The following is a 14,948-nucleotide window of genomic DNA, read 5'->3' as shown; positions in this document are numbered from 1 at the left end:
CAACGGCCAGCACAGGTACAGGTTGTAGGACGGAGTTCCTATGCACGCTCAGCGCCTTGATGCCGCAGTTGATGCGCTCTCACGTCGGCGGATTATGCTGGTTCTTTTTGTCGGGGTCTTTATGGCGGCGCTCGATACAGCAGTCGTTGCGCCTGCGGTGCCTGCCTTGCGCCAGGTGTTTGGGGTTGACAATAGTCAGATCGGGATGATTACGATCATCTTTAGTCTGGCAACGCTCAGCAGCACGACCTTGATGGCTGGCCTGGGTGATCGCTACGGGCGGCGCCCGGTCTACCTCTTTTGTGTTACCGGCTTTGCGCTCGGGTCGTTGATCATTGCGATGGCTCCAAGTTTTACGGTGCTCTTGCTTGGGCGAGCGATCCAGGGCTTTGCTTCGGGTGGCGTGACGCCAACCGCGAGTGCGATGGTGGGCGATGCTTTTCCGCGTGAAGAACGGGGTAAGGCGCTCGGTATGCTAGGGGCGACCTTTGGCATGGCTTTTCTGTTGGGGCCACTGGTGGCGTCGCTGATTCTGCTGGTCTTGAGTTGGCAGTGGATCTTTTTGATCAACCTGCCGGTCGCGGCAGTGGTCATCTGGCTCGGCCTGCGGAACCTGCCCGGCAAACAACTGGCCGCAAACCCGGCTCCCCTCGACTGGGCCGGGGTGGTGGTGGTAGCAGTGATGTTGACCAGTCTGGTGCTCGGGATCAACCGGGTGCTCGACAACGCGCTTGGTTTGATGCTCTGGCCGGCGTTGCTTGGCCTGGCGTTGCTCTGTGTCCCGTTGCTGATCATGGTCGAGCGCCGCGCCGCTAGCCCGGTTGTACCGTTGCACCTCTTCTACTCACGTCAGCTTCGCCTGACCTACATCCTCTGTTGCGGGGCTGGTTTTGGCATGGGGAGTGTGATCTACATCGCCTCGGTGGCGGTCGCCGGGCTAGGCATTGCCGCCGAGCAGGCCGGGTTGCTCTTGTTGCCCCTGGTGATCGCATCATCGGCGGGCTCGGTGATCTTTGGGCGCTTGCTCAATACCCTCGGCTCGCGCATGGTCATGCTGATCGGCTTTGGCACAACCGGCCTTGGCTCGGCCTTGCTTGGCCTCACCGAAACAGCGGGGCTCTGGATCTTTTTGCCTGCCAGCATGCTGATTGGTCTGGGGGTCGGCATTATCGTCGGGGGCACGCTGCGCACGATTGTCTTGAACGAAGTAAACCTTGAAGAGCGTGGCGCAGCGCAGGGTCTGGTGAACGTGGGCATCAGTGTCGGCAACCTGCTCGTTGTTGCGACGCTCGGCGTGATTGCCGATGCCTGGGGCGGCGGGATGACCGGTCTCGCCATCGCCTACTTTGCCTCGGCGGTTTGCATGGGCGTGATGTTCTTGTTGAGCCTGGGGCTCAAATCGCACGGCGAGGAATTAGCGACCGCTCTCGCGACGAGTGAGGCTTCTTCGGGTGCGTGAGTTTGCCGTGCCCCGCACTGGGCACGGCGATGGTGTGCCCCTGCACCCGGGCACGGGCACGGGCGATGGTGTGCCCCTACACCTGGGCACGGCGATGGGTGTGCCCCTACACCTGGGCACGGGCGATAGTGTGCCCCTACACCGCGCCCCCATCCCCTGGCACGGGTTCCCGCAAGATGGTGTATACTCTAGACACCATCCCAAAGGATGCTCTCTATGTCATTGGATGTGGTGCAGTAGGTTGTCGGGCGGGCGATTACCTATGCTGAGTTTTGTTAGCAGTTGATTGAAGATGCGCGTAGCGTGTGTCCCGACGATGAACTCGATGCGCTTGGTACCGAGAGTTTGAAGGCGTTTGCGGGGACGCTCGATCCGCGTCTGTCGAAGAGTGCCGGACGTGATTTTATTTAGGTTGCAGAGAAGCTATGTTTGATCTGGCGACAATTGATCATTTGCTCACGACAACCCGGTCGGTGCGCAAACGGCTTGATCTGAGCCGTCCCGTTGGACCTGAGGTGATCGAGCGCTGCTTGGAGATCGCGACTCAGGCGCCGAGCGGGTCGGATCGCCAGCGTTGGCATTTTGTCGTGATTACTGATGCGACCCTGCGCCAAAGCATCGCCGAGATATACCGGCGCTCGTTTGCGGCCTATTTTGGTGCGCCGCAGGGCCCGCACGGGGGGCGTTATACGCCGACGAATGCTTTGCAAGCTTCGGCGATCTATCTGGCCGAGCATTTTCATGAAATTCCGGTGATGGTGCTCTTCTGTTATGAGGGGCGCGTTGAACAGCAAGGCGTCACGGCCCAGGCGTCGCTCTATGGGTCGATCTTGCCAGCGGCCTGGTCGTTTATGCTGGCCCTGCGCTCCCGTGGACTCGGCGCGGTCTGGACGACGTTGCATTTGCAGGAAGAGGCGGAGGTCGCAGCGCTGCTGGGGCTTCCGGCGCATTTGACGCAGGCGGTGCTGTTGCCGGTGGCCTACTATACCGGCGACGATTTTCGCCCGGCGCAACGTGCCCCGGCCAGCGAACGTACGCACTGGAATGGCTGGAAGCAACGCCGTGCGCCTGACGAGCCTGGCGAGGGAACCTGAACTGGATGGGCAGATCAAGCGCGTTGCTCCAGGCCGTGCGTGGGCGGGAGGCAACCAGGCCAGCCGGTTCTTCTTCCCACAAAAGGCTGATCGATCAGCTCTGGTTGGCCCTGCTGGTTGTGCCACTCTTGGCCTGGCTGACGATGGCGGCGGGGTATCAGTTCCCGGTTACGGTCAACGAGTCGCTTGCCGCTAACCCGTCGCCCCTCAGCTTGCGTGGCGTCTATCCGCCCGAGGCGGGGGCGTTTGGCTTTCAGCGCTGGACGACCGAGCAGGCGCAGATCCGCGTGCCCGGCGTTGGTTCGGCCCCCTTCGAGGTTCGTCTGCGCTTTTTTGGCCCTCCTGATGCGCCCCCCGACCGGGTGTTACGCCTGAGCAGTGGTGCGCAGGTGCTTGCCGAGATGCAGGTACGCAACGGCATGCAAGAGGTGTGGCTGCTGGTGCCAGCGGGTCAGAGCGATCGGGTCAGTGGCGATCTTGTGTTGAACCTTGAGGTGCCGGGTTTTCGGGTTGCCGATGACCCGCGCTTGCTTGGCGTCTCGCTCGACCGACTGACGCTTGCCTCACGCCAACAAGGGATGCTGCTGCCACCTTCAGGGATGGCGTTGCAACTCGGTCTCGTGGCGCTCTTGAGCCTGCTGGCCCTGCGGATCAGCGGGGTGGCAACGCGGATCGCGCTGGGCCTGAGTGGGTTGCTGTGTGTTGGGGCGGGCCTGTTGGTCGTGGGGGGCGCTAGCACGAGCATTGCGTTGCGCCTACAGGCCGCCCTGGCGCTGCCCGTGTTGGTTGAGGTGCTCGCGTATACCCTTGTGCTCGCCCTGATCCTCCGTCTCCCCGCTCTCCGCCAGCGCCAACTAAGCCCCAATGCCCAGGCGCTGACCCTGGTACGGCTCGCTGTCTTGCTCATCTTTGTTTTTCGGCTCGCCGGGATGCTGCACCCGCAGTTTATCAACATTGACCACGGTCTCCGGGCAAATCAGTTGCTGCTGATTGCCGACGGGCAAGAAGCGGCCGTGCGTGAGCGGCTCGAGCAACAGTACGAATGGGGCACCCGCGAACCAGTGCCCTACAGCCTCGTCACCTACTACCTGCTCTTGCCGCTGACCGTCGTCTGGAGTAGTCCCTTTGAGCTGATCAAAGCCGTCAAAATCGTCACCGCCCTGATCGAAGCCACCTTCCCGCTCTTGTTTCTTGCGCTGATGCGTCAGGGGCCACAGCCGCGCTGGGGGGCAGCTTGGGGCGGCCTGATCTACGCCGGCTTGCCGGTCGGCTACCTCTTTTTTCACGACGGCAGCTTCCCGACCACCATCGGCATCTGGCTAACCCTGATGGCCCTGGTTGCGCTGCAATGGGCGCTCGAACCGGCACCGCAGGGCCAGACGTGGCTTCGCTGGAGCAGCGCCATCCTGCTGCTCGGCATCGCGATCGCTGCCTACGTCACACATCTTGCCTTCATCCCCTTTCTCATCATCGCCATTGCAGGCAGCCTCTTTTTCTTGGGCGAAAGCCGCACGCGGCGTCAAGGCCTGATCCTGCTTCCCGCCGTCGGCCTGGCCTTTCTGGTCGGCTGGGTCATCGTCTACCGCAGCTACACCCTGACCCTCATTCAGCGCACCATCCCGGCCTATCTTGGGCTCATCGCGAGCGAAGGGAGCGTCGGGCGCAGCAGTGACACCTTTTTTGGCACGCCGATCAACAGCTTTCCCGCGCATCTCGTGGCGCACTTTCGCCTCTGGCCCGTGATGCTCGCCGGGCTTGTGCTCATCGTGCTGGTCTGGAACTGGCGAAACCGCTTCATCACCCACCTGGGGCTTGGCTACGCCGCGCTGCTGATCGCCACCTCGCTTGCCGAGCAATGGTTCGGGCTCTGGAACAAACACATGGTCTTCATTGCCCCGCTGGTTGCACTGCTGAGCGGCCCTGGGTGCGCGTGGCTCTGGCAACGGGGTCGAGCGGGCAAGCTTACCGTCAGCCTGTTGCTCATCTGGCTCTTCTGGCAAAGCCTGACGGCGTGGGGCAACCGCGTGCTCTGGTACCTATTGCCGCCGGGGGCGTTGTGATGGATGCGTAACGCCGTTGGTGCACGAACTCCACTGTGTGCCCCCAGCCCGTTACGCAGCCGCCCAACGCTCCATCTCCTTCCGGTTATTTTGATCCGGGCGGTGTTGTTGTTTGACGAATTGCTGCAGCAAGCTCGGCCACGGTCATATGACCAAACAAGCGATCTTTTTCGGCAAGAGAATCGCCGACACCGCGTGTGAATTGGTTGATAAAGCGTGCGGTGTTCGCGATGCCGAGTTCCTGCACCAGCACGCGCACGGCAATCTCATTTATTTCGGTTAAGGCCAGATAGGCGGTGGTACTCATACAAGTATCGCACCCAGGTTCAAGGCCGCGCCAGCGGTGTCGCGCTACAGCGCCATGTTGGGCTGCGATTGACACGCATGAAGCAGATATGTTACTCCTATATGACAGAGCGGTTCGTTGTGTAAAGTATATCGCGTATGCTTGATGCGTCTGCTCGTATGGTTGCTGGTTGCACCTGTAGATAGAATACGTTATACTTATTGTAGATACTTCCGTCTACACCTACAGGAGAAAGGCGCATGTCTACGACAACCATCCGAGTTTCGTCCGAAACGCGCACCTTGTTGCATACGCTCGCCCGTCAGGCAGGGACATCCATGCAGCAAGTCTTGGAAGAGGCGCTCGCGCAGTATCGCCGTCGCCAATTTCTCGAAGCGTTGAATGCGGCCTACGCGGTCGCACAATCGGACCCTGCTGCTCACGCGGCAGCAGAGGCAGAGAGCGCCGATTGGGACGCGACCCTGCTTGATGGGCTCGACGAACAGGAGACGTGGCATGAGTCCTGAACCATCGCGTGGGGAAATCTGGCTCGCCGATTTGAATCCTATCCGTGGGCACGAACAAGCGGGCACACGACCCGTGCTGGTGATTTCGACCGATCTCTTTAATCATGGGCCGGCAGGCTTAGTGTTTGTCCTTCCTTTAACGCGCACCGATCGCCGTATTCCGGCACATATTCCGCTTGTTCCTCCGGAAGGAGGCGTGAGCAGCCAGAGTCTGATTTTGTGTGATGCCCTGCGATCCATCTCCAAAGATCGCCTCAAAGGTGATCCATGGGGGCGTATTTCGGTCGCCACCATGGAGCGTGTTGAAGAAACGCTCCGGATGCTGCTTGATTTATAGGCGAACGCTGTTTGCCGCCCAACGGCCTGCGCATCACCCGCGCCGCCATGTAGATCAGAACTGCTTTCCGGTTGATTCCAACCTTCAAAATCGCACCGCATCTTGGGCCCGCGTAGCGGCGTCGGGTGCATGCGCTTGTTCGGCGGCAATGCCATCGATAATATGGGAATGATGCGTTAGCTTGCCATAGTGACCATTTTGTCAATGCAGCGCAGCCAGACGATCATTGCCTTCCACGCTTCCTCCGCGTTATCGAGCTTTGTTTCAATGTGGGCAACGCGAGTGTTGCGAAAGTCGTTGACTTGGCGCAGTTCGGCATAGAGCGCGGCCATTCCTCTGCCGCCGAATTGCTTTTGAACATCTGTCCCGCCGCCGGGTTCGGTAGGCGATAATTGATTTCATCTCATGCCTCCCAATCTTCCAGGCGTAATCCTACAACGCGGCTGAATTCACCTGTATTGTGAGTAACCAGTGTAAGGTTGTGTGCTAACGCCGTCGCAGCGATCAGCGTATCATACGGACCAATGCGCAGACCTCCTGCCATCAGTTCGGCATCTATTCTTCCGGCATGCGTGGCTACCATTTGATCAAGCGGCAGGCACATAAACTGCGCGACCATAGCTTGAACCTGGTTGAGATTCTCTTGCATCCTGGCGCTGCGGTATGCACCACGCACAAGCTCAACCACGGTAATCGCGCTGATCGCAATCGCGTCCGGTGATGTCGCAGCAACCTTTTGCGCCACCGATGATATAGGGGAGCGCAGGTAGCGAATACAGGCGTTGGTATCGAGCAGGTAGATCATTCCAGTGGCAGCCGTTCTTCAGCTACGCCTTGATCGCCACGCACAAACGTTGGATCGTCGATCGAGCCTGCGATTCTGGCAAAGAAGCCGGCCGGCCAACCCATTGCTATGGCGGTGCGCTCAAGTTCGGCGCGACGCTGCTTTACCAGCAAGAATTCGACAAAATCTTCGACTTCGCGCTGAAGCTCGTTCGGGAGTTCACGAATTTTTTCTTCAAGGGTCATACGATTCTCCTTTGAAAGCACAGTCAGGCCCGTACCTCGATGACCGTGGTCGTATCCACCCCAAACACGTCGATCACCTTGACGCAGATCCAGTAACTGCCCGTGTCGGCGTAGCTCCAGCCGGTGTCAGTGCGGGTTTTGAGCGAGCGGTCTTTGCGGGTGCGGAAGTCCTGCCAGTGATGTTCGAACGGTTTGTTCTCGCGCCAGGTGAAATCAACCGCCCAGAAGTCGATGAAGTCGAACGGCGATGTGATCGCCCGCTCGCGCAGCGCAGTTATCGCCCCAGGTATCGCGATAGGCCACCGCTTCGAGGATAGACTGCTCCCTCCCCGCTTGCTGGGAGGGCTGGGGTGGGGTTCTTGCGCTCGTTCATTGTGCGATGCTCCTGCGCTGTGCTGGCGGCTACGCGCTATGCTTTATCCGCAGGCATTGTAGATGAAAGCATGTGCGGATGCAACTTTATACGTGGGACGCGGAAGATCGTGGAAGAGCAATGGAGAAGACTGCGCAGGCATTGAAGCATTGCCGCCGAACATGAACTAGACAGCATTTTTACCACCTATACCCGCTATACCTGTGCTACGAGGTAATTGTACCACCGAAATGGTCTTGTCTATGCTACGCCGCGAATACGCTGCGTTCATCGTGCTACGCGGCGCATGCGACTCCAAGAGCATGCACAGAAGCTCACGTGAAGGCGCGAAGGCGCGAAGGGTGAGCGCTCCTACGCTCCAATCTTTGCGTCTTTGCGCCTTTGCGTCAAAACAAAAGTCGAGCCGTTTACGCTGACGGAAGAAGCTGCAATGGCCCGATGCCGCCTACTAGGGCGATTGCATCTTCCGTGTAGGCACGCCGCCAAGGCACCCGCGAGGGCACCCGCAAGGGCACCCGCAAGGGCACCCGCAAGGGGTGCCCCTACGCCGGATGCGGCCTTGCGCTGGTACGGGCACCCCTTGCGGGTGCCCCGTTGTATCCGATTTCGTATGATGCAACAGCCCTAGCCGCCCACGGCTGTTGCTTGACAAGCTCCTACGATAAGCCATATAATTCCTAATGCAACTATCCAGCATCCTCCACAGAACGTTTGATCTCCCCAGCGTTGGGGGCGGGCTACGGCCCGTACATTCTTCAGCCACGTCTTTCTGTCTCCGGGATTGCGCTGTTGCGTCCCGGTTGGGCTGAAGTTTTTTTGTAAGGAGCGACCTATGCGACATCGGACGCCATGGCGGGCCGTGCAGATCCTCTGTGCGTTTGCCCTCCTGTTCAGCATGCTTGGGATCCCCGGGGCAGCGACGCCCCTCACCCTGGCTGACCACACCGCTGCCCCTACTCGTGTGACGGTTCCTGGGAGTTTTAATAGCGAACTTGGCTGCACGGCTACGAGCAGCAACGCTGGCGGTGACTGGGAACCCGGGTGTACGACGAACCCCGGAGTCACGCCAGTTACCCCGACGCCCCCCGAGGGTAACGACCTGCAAGATCAGGGCAACGAGGTCTGGGCGCGCACCCTTGGCCCGATCCCAGCAGGCAATTACGAGTTCAAGATCGCGCTCAATGGCGCGTGGGACCAGAACTACGGCAGTGATTTCCAGCAAAATGGCCCCAATTTTACTCTGAACCTGACCACGACAACCTCGGTCAGGTTTTTCTATGACCACAAGACCCACTACATCGCCAATAGCTTCGCCAATACGATCTATACCGTCCCTGGTGATTTCAATAGCGAACTTGGCTGTTCTGGCGATTGGCTGGCCGATTGTCTGCGCACGCTGATGAGCGATGTGGACGCTGATGGCGTCTATACCTTCCGCAGTGAAGCCATTCCTGCCGGCAATTACGAGTTCAAGGTTGCGACCAACGAGGATTGGGGCAATCCGAACTATGGTGATAACGGCAATAATGTGCCCTTCACGGTGGGCGAAGATACCGCTGAAGTGGTCTTTAGCTTTGATACCGCCGATAATACGGTGGGCGTCGAGGTTATTGCGACGACGCCACCGCCGCCGCCGCCTGCCGAAGACGCCGCCTTGATCCAGCCGCCGGTCAGTGATCCCATCAACCAGGGCGAGATCTTCTATTTTGTGATGCCCGACCGCTTTGCCAATGGTGAGCCGTCCAATGATCGCGGCGGTATCGCCGGTGACGATCCGCTTCAAACCGGCTTTTTGCCCACCAATAAGGGCTATTACCACGGCGGCGATCTGGCCGGGCTCCAGGCCAACCTGGATTACATCCAGAATCTTGGGGTGACTGCGATCTGGATGACGCCGATGTTCAAGAATAAGCCGGTTCAGTGTGATCGCACCAAGGAGCCTTCGATTGACGATTGTTCGGCGGGGTATCATGGCTACTGGCCGCTGGACTTTACGCAGATCGCCCCCCATTTCGGCACCAATGCCGAAATGACGGCCTTTGTCGAGGCGGCTCAGGGCCGTGGCATGCGGGTCTTCTTCGACATTATTACCAACCATACCGCCGATGTGATTGTGCCCGAAGACGGCAATACAACCTATGTGTCGCGGGCCGCCGCCCCCTATCGCGATGCGGGTGGCAATATCTTCGATGACCGGGACTTTCTCTTTGCCGAGCGCTTCCCCACGATGAATCGCTTCAGTTTCCCGCGTCGGCCTTTCTTCCCCGATCCCGCTGATGCGACGGCCAAGACGCCGAGTTGGCTCAATGACCCGACGATGTACCATAACCGCGGGAACGCGGCCTTTGATGGCTCTGAGGGCGACCTCTACGGCGACTTCGTTGGCCTCGATGGGCTCTTCACCGAACGCCCCGAGGTTGTTCAGGGCATGGTTGATATCCACAAGTTCTGGATCAGCGAGTTCGGCATTGATGGCTTCCGCGTGGATACGGTCAAGCACGTCAATATGGAGTTCTGGCAGCAGTTTGTGCCGGCGATCCGCGCCCATGCCGCCGCTGAGGGCAAGCCCGAGTTCTTCATCTTCGGCGAGGTCTTTGATGGCAATCCCGCCGTGCTTAGCCGCTTCACCCGCGAAGGTGAATTCCCAGCCATTCTTGACTTCGACTTCAATTATTCGGTCGGCGATTTTGCCACCACCAGCGCCGGCCCCGGGCGGCTCCAGGGTCTCTTCCGGGGTGATGACTTCTACACGACTGCCGAGCAGAATGCCTACAATCTGCCGACCTTCCTCGGTAACCACGATGTGGGCCGCCTTGGCAATCGGCTGCGCACACCGCAGGATCCCGATGATGAGCTGCGCGTCAAGCGGATTCTGCTTGGTTATGGGGTGATGTTCACCGCCCGTGGCGTACCGATCATCTACTACGGCGACGAGCAAGGCTTCACCGGGAACGACGATGGCAACGATAAGGATGCTCGCCAGAATATGTTCCCGAGCCAGGTGGCAAGCTATAATGCCGAAGACCTGATCGGTACGGATAAGACCACCGCCGACGACAACTTTGACCCGACCCACCCGCTTTACCTTGGTCTGACCGACCTGGCCGCCCTGCGCACGGCGCATCCGGCGTTGCAGGTTGGTGCCCAGATCGAGCGTCTGGCTGAAGGCGACGCCAGCGGTGTCTATGCCTTCTCGCGCATTGACCGTGAGCAGCAGGTCGAGTATGTCGTCGCGGCCAATAATGCGACGACGGAGCGCACCGTGACCATTCCCACCTTTGCCGCCGATACGACCTTTGCGGCGATCTATGGGGCTGAAGGCGCGGTGGTGACCGGGGCCAATGGGCGGATGCAACTTACGGTACCCGCCCTGAGTGTGGTTGTCTATCAGCAGCAGAGCGAGCCGGTGGCGAATCTAGCGCCCACGGCTGCGCCAATTGGTCCGGCGATCAGCCTCACGGGGCCGGTCAGTGGCACGGTTGTGCTCGGGACAGGCCTGATAGAGGTGGCCGCCAGTGTCGCTGGGAACGCCTTTGCCGAAGTCTCGTTTGCAGTCAGCGTCGACGGGGCACCGTTCCAGCATCTGGGCACTGATACCAATGCGCCGTACCGGGTCTTCTTCGATCCGCAGGGCTTGCCTGCCGGGGCTGAACTCACCTTCAAGGCTGTCGTGACCGACTTGCTTGGGGCCGAGGGCAACTTCAATTCGGCTACCAGCATCGTGACCCTGGGTGTTCCCCCGGTGTGTACAGTGGAGTACGAGTTTGCCGTCATCCACTACTACCGCGAGGATGGCAACTACGACGATTGGGGTCTGCACCTCTGGGGCGATGCGATTGCTGATGAAGAAGCGACCGACTGGAATGAGCCCAAGCCGTTCCTGGGGCGTACTGACTATGGTGCCTTTGCCTGGGTACGCCTGAAAGACCCGACCAAGCCGGTCAACTTCATTGTCCACCAACCCGGCGGTGATAGTGTGCCCGATACGCGTGACCCCGGCGGCGACCGCAGCTTCATTCCTCAAGAGAATCCGCAGATCTTCCTGAAGGGTGGCGATGCAGCGATCTATGCGTCGCAGGCCGAAGCCCAGGGCTTTATCACGGTGCATTACAATCGCCCCGATGGCATCTACGACGGCTGGGGCGTCTATGTCTTTGGCGATGGGGTTGACCCGAGCGAACAGACCGCATGGCCCGCCAACCGGCCCTTTACCGGTACCGACGATTTTGGGCGCTTTGTGCGGATCCAGTTGACCGACGCAACCAAACAGGTTGGCGTGATCGTGATGAACAACGGGGTCAAGGATACCGAGCCTGACCGCACCTTCATCCCGTCCGCGCAGCCTGCGCTCTGGGTCAACAGTGGCGACGAGGCGAACAATCGCTCGCTGAGCCAGGCGCTGAATGTGGCGACGTTGCGCTACCATCGCCCGGCTGGTGACTATGGTGACTTTACCAGCACCAACTTCAACGACTTCTGGGGCCTGCATCTCTGGGCTGGAACCTTGACGCCTAACCCCGCCTGGGAAACGCCCTTCAAGCCCAATCTGCCCCAGGATAGCTTCGGGATTGGTTTCCAGGTTGAACTCGAACCTGATGCGCCACGCTGGGCCTACATCCTCCACCGTGGCAACGAAAAGGATCAGGAGACCGATCAGTTTCTCGATCTGAATGGCACTGGTCATGAGATCTGGGTGCTGCAGAATATGCCCGGTAGTTACCCCTACATCGTGCCGGTGGAGGCCGGGTGTACGCTGGGCCAGGGCAATGCCGTGAGCAAACAACGCGCCCACTGGGTGAGCCAGAATACGCTGGCCTGGCCGATCCTAGCCAGTAGCCAGGTCGAGTACGCGCTGCACTATGCCCCCAACGGAGGCATGAGTGTGGTTGATGGTGCCGTGCAGGGGGGCACGAGTGTGCCGCTGACCCTGGCTGGCAGTGGCCTGACTGGTGCGGTCGCCACAAAGTTCCCGCATCTCGCCGGCAATGACCATGCCCGCCTCACCCATAGCCTGAGTGCCGACCAGATCAAAGCCATTCTGCGCGGCCAGGTCTGGGTTTCGGCGCGCAACGACCAACTCGGCCTGATCGAAGTTACCGGGGTGCAGATCCCGGGTGTGCTCGACGATCTCTATGCCCAGGCCGCCGCCGCGCTGTCCATGGGCGTGAACTACGGCGCGCTCGAACTGGCCCAGGCCATCACGCTGCGGCTCTGGGCACCGACGGCGCAGGAGGTCAACCTGCTGCTCTTTGACACGGCGGTCGTGACCACGCCCGAGCGCCTCGCTATGACCCACGACGACGCGTCGGGCAGTTGGAGTATTGAGCTGCCGACCACTCGCGAAGACCAGTTCTACCTCTATGAGGTGAACGTCTTTGTGCCGAGTACCGGCCAAGTCGAAATCAATCAGGTCACCGATCCCTACGCGATCAGTCTGGCGACCAATAGCACACGCAGCCAGATTGTCAACCTGAACAACGCGGCGCTCAAGCCGAGTGGATGGGATGCGACCGCCAAGCCCACGCTCGAAGCCTTCGAGGACGTGGTGCTCTACGAGTTGCATGTGCGCGACTTTAGCATCACCGACGAAAGCGTACCGTTGCTTCAACGCGGGACGTTCAAAGCCTTCACGCAGCGCAACAGCAACGGCATGCGCCACCTGCGCGAACTGGCCGAGGATGGCCTGACCCACATCCACTTGCTGCCAGTCTTTGACATTGCGACCATCAACGAGGATCGCACCGCCCGCACCGAGTTGCTCGACCGCTTCCCCGAGTTGCGTGCCCTGTCACCCGACAGCGAAGAGCAGCAGCGCATCAGCAACGAGGTGCGCAATCTCGACGGTTTCAACTGGGGCTACGATCCCTTCCACTACAACGTGCCCGAGGGCAGCTACAGCACCGACCCGAACGGTACGCCCCGCATCCTCGAGTTCCGCGAGATGGTCCAGGCGCTGAACGAGAACGGGTTGCGCGTCGTGATGGATGTGGTCTACAACCATACCAACGCCGCCGGTCAGGCCGAAAAGTCAGTGCTTGATCGCGTCGTCCCCGGCTATTACCATCGCCTGAATGCCGACGGCGTGGTTGAAACCAGCACCTGCTGTCCGAATACGGCCACCGAGCACGCCATGATGGAACGGCTCATGATCGAATCGCTCGTGCTCTGGGCACGCGAGTACAAAGTGGACGGCTTCCGCTTCGACCTAATGGGCCACCACACTCGCGAGAACATGCTCAACGTACGGGCGGCCCTTGATGCCCTCACGCTTGCGAAGGACGGCGTGGACGGTGCAAAGATTATGCTCTATGGCGAGGGCTGGAACTTTGGCGAGGTGGCCGACGGGCGGCGTGGCATCAACGCGACCCAGCGCAACATGGCTGGTACCGGGATCGCCACCTTCTCGGATCGCCTACGTGACGCTGTACGCGGGGGTGGCCCCTTCGACAGTGGCGAGGGTGCCAGACGCCAGGGCTTCGCGACCGGACTCTTCACCGACCCGAACGACCTGAACCAGGGCAGCGAAGCCGATCAGCGCAACAACCTGCTGGACGCGACTGACCTGATTCGCGTAGGCTTGACCGGCAATCTAGCCTTCTTCCCGCTGGAAAACCGCACCGGGCGGGTCGTCAACGGTGAAGACGTGACCTACAACGGTGCGCCGGGCGGCTACACGCTTGATCCACAAGAGGTGATCACTTACGTCGAGGCCCACGACAACGAGACCCTCTTCGACGCGGTGCAGTTGAAAGCCCCAGCGGCGGCGACCCTAGCCGACCGGGTGCGTATGCACAACCTGGGGGTTAGTGTAGCGATGCTAGGTCAGGGCATCCCCTTCTTCCAGGCGGGCCAGGATCTGCTGCGCTCGAAGTCGGGTGACCGCAACAGCTACGACTCGGGCGACTGGTTCAACCGCATCGATTGGATGCGCAACGAGCATGGTTGGGGTTCGGGTCTGCCGCCCCAGGGCGAGAACAACAACAACTGGGGCGTCCTGCGCTCGGTGCTCGTGCGCGAGGAGATCAAGCCGGGACGGGCCGAGCTTGACCTTGGTCACTACCACTTCCGCGAGATGTTGCAGATCCGCAAGAGCTCACCGCTCTTCCGCCTGCGCACCGCCGAAGAAGTGATCGCCCAGGTCAGCTTTATGAACACCGGGGCCGACCAGATCCCGGGCCTGATCGTGATGCGGATCACCGACAACGGTGCGCGTGACCTTGATCCGCAGCGCGAGCAGATCGTCGTGCTCTTCAACGCAGCCCCCGAGCCAGTCAGCTTCACCGCTGAAACGCTCAGAGACGCGCAGCTACGCCTGCACCCGATCCAGGGCACATCGGTTGATACGGTGGTGCGCAGTGCCAGCTTTGACCCGGCCACGGGCACCTTCGCGGTACCGGGCCGCGCCACGGTCGTCTTCACCGACGAACGCACGCAGATCTTCATGCCCATCGCCGGACGGTAAACGCACCCAACCTCCTGAGCCTGGTAAATGGTTCACAGCCTAAAGCCAGGCTCAGGAGGTGGGAGATCCCTCCCAGAACCCTCCAACTCGGTCAGCTATGCGTGCATGCACACCGCAATGTTGGTCACAGCTGGCTCATTTTCGATGGTGCCATCCTCGGCCAGTCGGTGGTGCTCACACCCCCCGCCCTTGAAGAATTTGTCATGCATCGTTGATACGATGATGCCATCCTTGTCGGGCAGCGCTGGCTGGTCTAACTCACGCAGAACCGCTTCGAGGCTATGCGTGATCGTTGTCTGCACATACATCGTATTCTCCTAA

General features: G+C 60.2%; 11 protein-coding genes. 6 read left to right on the top strand and 5 right to left on the bottom strand.

All coding sequences use genetic code 11. The features are described 5' to 3' along the window. Nucleotides 1-40: 40 nt before the first annotated feature. From EYB53_RS12910 to EYB53_RS12895, 3 genes are all read left to right on the top strand, one after another. Nucleotides 41-1,459, top strand: coding sequence for an MFS transporter (locus EYB53_RS12910; RefSeq protein ID WP_135478588.1), 1,419 nt, complete (start codon nucleotides 41-43; stop codon nucleotides 1,457-1,459). A gap of 425 nt (nucleotides 1,460-1,884) precedes the next feature. Then, nucleotides 1,885-2,553, top strand: coding sequence for a nitroreductase family protein (locus EYB53_RS12900; protein WP_135478587.1), 669 nt, complete (start codon nucleotides 1,885-1,887; stop codon nucleotides 2,551-2,553). A gap of 5 nt (nucleotides 2,554-2,558) precedes the next feature. Then, nucleotides 2,559-4,613 carry a hypothetical protein gene (locus tag EYB53_RS12895; protein WP_135478586.1) on the top strand — a complete coding sequence of 685 codons (2,055 nt, stop codon included), beginning with the start codon at nucleotides 2,559-2,561 and terminating at the stop codon, nucleotides 4,611-4,613. 85 nt (nucleotides 4,614-4,698) lie between these two features. On the opposite strand, the gene EYB53_RS12890 is transcribed toward EYB53_RS12895, so the two are convergent. Continuing rightward, nucleotides 4,699-4,920, bottom strand: a complete 222-nt coding sequence (locus EYB53_RS12890) for a hypothetical protein (protein ID WP_097653625.1) — start codon at nucleotides 4,918-4,920, stop codon at nucleotides 4,699-4,701. Nucleotides 4,921-5,159: 239 nt separating this feature from the next. Between EYB53_RS12890 and EYB53_RS12885 the strand changes: the two genes are divergently transcribed. Continuing rightward, entirely contained in the window at nucleotides 5,160-5,426 is a 267-nt protein-coding gene (locus EYB53_RS12885) for a DUF8778 family protein (protein WP_135478585.1), read from the top strand. Continuing rightward, entirely contained in the window at nucleotides 5,416-5,763 is a 348-nt protein-coding gene (locus tag EYB53_RS12880; protein ID WP_135478584.1) for a type II toxin-antitoxin system PemK/MazF family toxin, read from the top strand. Before EYB53_RS12885 ends, EYB53_RS12880 begins: the two co-directional genes overlap by 11 nt. A gap of 176 nt (nucleotides 5,764-5,939) precedes the next feature. On the opposite strand, the gene EYB53_RS12875 is transcribed toward EYB53_RS12880, so the two are convergent. From EYB53_RS12875 to EYB53_RS12865, 3 genes are all read right to left on the bottom strand, one after another. Beyond that, nucleotides 5,940-6,095 carry a hypothetical protein gene (locus EYB53_RS12875; RefSeq protein WP_167857383.1) on the bottom strand — a complete coding sequence of 52 codons (156 nt, stop codon included), beginning with the start codon at nucleotides 6,093-6,095 and terminating at the stop codon, nucleotides 5,940-5,942. Nucleotides 6,096-6,166: 71 nt separating this feature from the next. Further along, nucleotides 6,167-6,568, bottom strand: coding sequence for a type II toxin-antitoxin system VapC family toxin (locus tag EYB53_RS12870; RefSeq protein ID WP_135478583.1), 402 nt, complete (start codon nucleotides 6,566-6,568; stop codon nucleotides 6,167-6,169). After that, entirely contained in the window at nucleotides 6,565-6,792 is a 228-nt protein-coding gene (locus tag EYB53_RS12865; RefSeq protein WP_097651237.1) for a DUF2281 domain-containing protein, read from the bottom strand. Before EYB53_RS12865 ends, EYB53_RS12870 begins: the two co-directional genes overlap by 4 nt. 1,205 nt (nucleotides 6,793-7,997) lie before the next feature. Here EYB53_RS12865 and pulA point away from each other — a divergent pair. Beyond that, complete coding sequence (gene pulA, locus EYB53_RS12860) at nucleotides 7,998-14,627, top strand: pullulanase-type alpha-1,6-glucosidase (RefSeq protein ID WP_135478582.1); 6,630 nt, start codon at nucleotides 7,998-8,000, stop codon at nucleotides 14,625-14,627. A 95-nt stretch (nucleotides 14,628-14,722) separates the two neighbouring features. On the opposite strand, the gene EYB53_RS12855 is transcribed toward pulA, so the two are convergent. Continuing rightward, a complete protein-coding gene (locus EYB53_RS12855; protein WP_135478581.1) occupies nucleotides 14,723-14,935 on the bottom strand; it encodes a hypothetical protein in 213 nt (70 codons plus the stop codon). Nucleotides 14,936-14,948: the final 13 nt, after the last annotated feature.

It is taken from the genome of Candidatus Chloroploca mongolica, from assembly GCF_004762035.2.
GTDB classification, from domain to species: Bacteria; Chloroflexota; Chloroflexia; order Chloroflexales; family Chloroflexaceae; genus Chloroploca; species Chloroploca mongolica.
The sequence above is the reverse complement of the archived record's forward strand: the minus strand, read 5'-3'. Positions and strand labels throughout refer to the sequence as shown.

Coding starts and splice junctions, on each gene's coding strand:
- EYB53_RS12900 (WP_135478587.1), top strand. CDS start 1,885: ATGTTTGATCTGGCGACAATTGATCATTTGCTCACGACAACCCGGTCG.
- EYB53_RS12855 (WP_135478581.1), bottom strand. CDS start 14,935: ATGTATGTGCAGACAACGATCACGCATAGCCTCGAAGCGGTTCTGCGT.
- EYB53_RS12885 (WP_135478585.1), top strand. CDS start 5,160: ATGTCTACGACAACCATCCGAGTTTCGTCCGAAACGCGCACCTTGTTG.
- EYB53_RS12875 (WP_167857383.1), bottom strand. CDS start 6,095: ATGGCCGCGCTCTATGCCGAACTGCGCCAAGTCAACGACTTTCGCAAC.
- EYB53_RS12865 (WP_097651237.1), bottom strand. CDS start 6,792: ATGACCCTTGAAGAAAAAATTCGTGAACTCCCGAACGAGCTTCAGCGC.
- EYB53_RS12895 (WP_135478586.1), top strand. CDS start 2,559: ATGGGCAGATCAAGCGCGTTGCTCCAGGCCGTGCGTGGGCGGGAGGCA.
- EYB53_RS12870 (WP_135478583.1), bottom strand. CDS start 6,568: ATGATCTACCTGCTCGATACCAACGCCTGTATTCGCTACCTGCGCTCC.
- EYB53_RS12890 (WP_097653625.1), bottom strand. CDS start 4,920: ATGAGTACCACCGCCTATCTGGCCTTAACCGAAATAAATGAGATTGCC.
- EYB53_RS12880 (WP_135478584.1), top strand. CDS start 5,416: ATGAGTCCTGAACCATCGCGTGGGGAAATCTGGCTCGCCGATTTGAAT.
- pulA (WP_135478582.1), top strand. CDS start 7,998: ATGCGACATCGGACGCCATGGCGGGCCGTGCAGATCCTCTGTGCGTTT.
- EYB53_RS12910 (WP_135478588.1), top strand. CDS start 41: ATGCACGCTCAGCGCCTTGATGCCGCAGTTGATGCGCTCTCACGTCGG.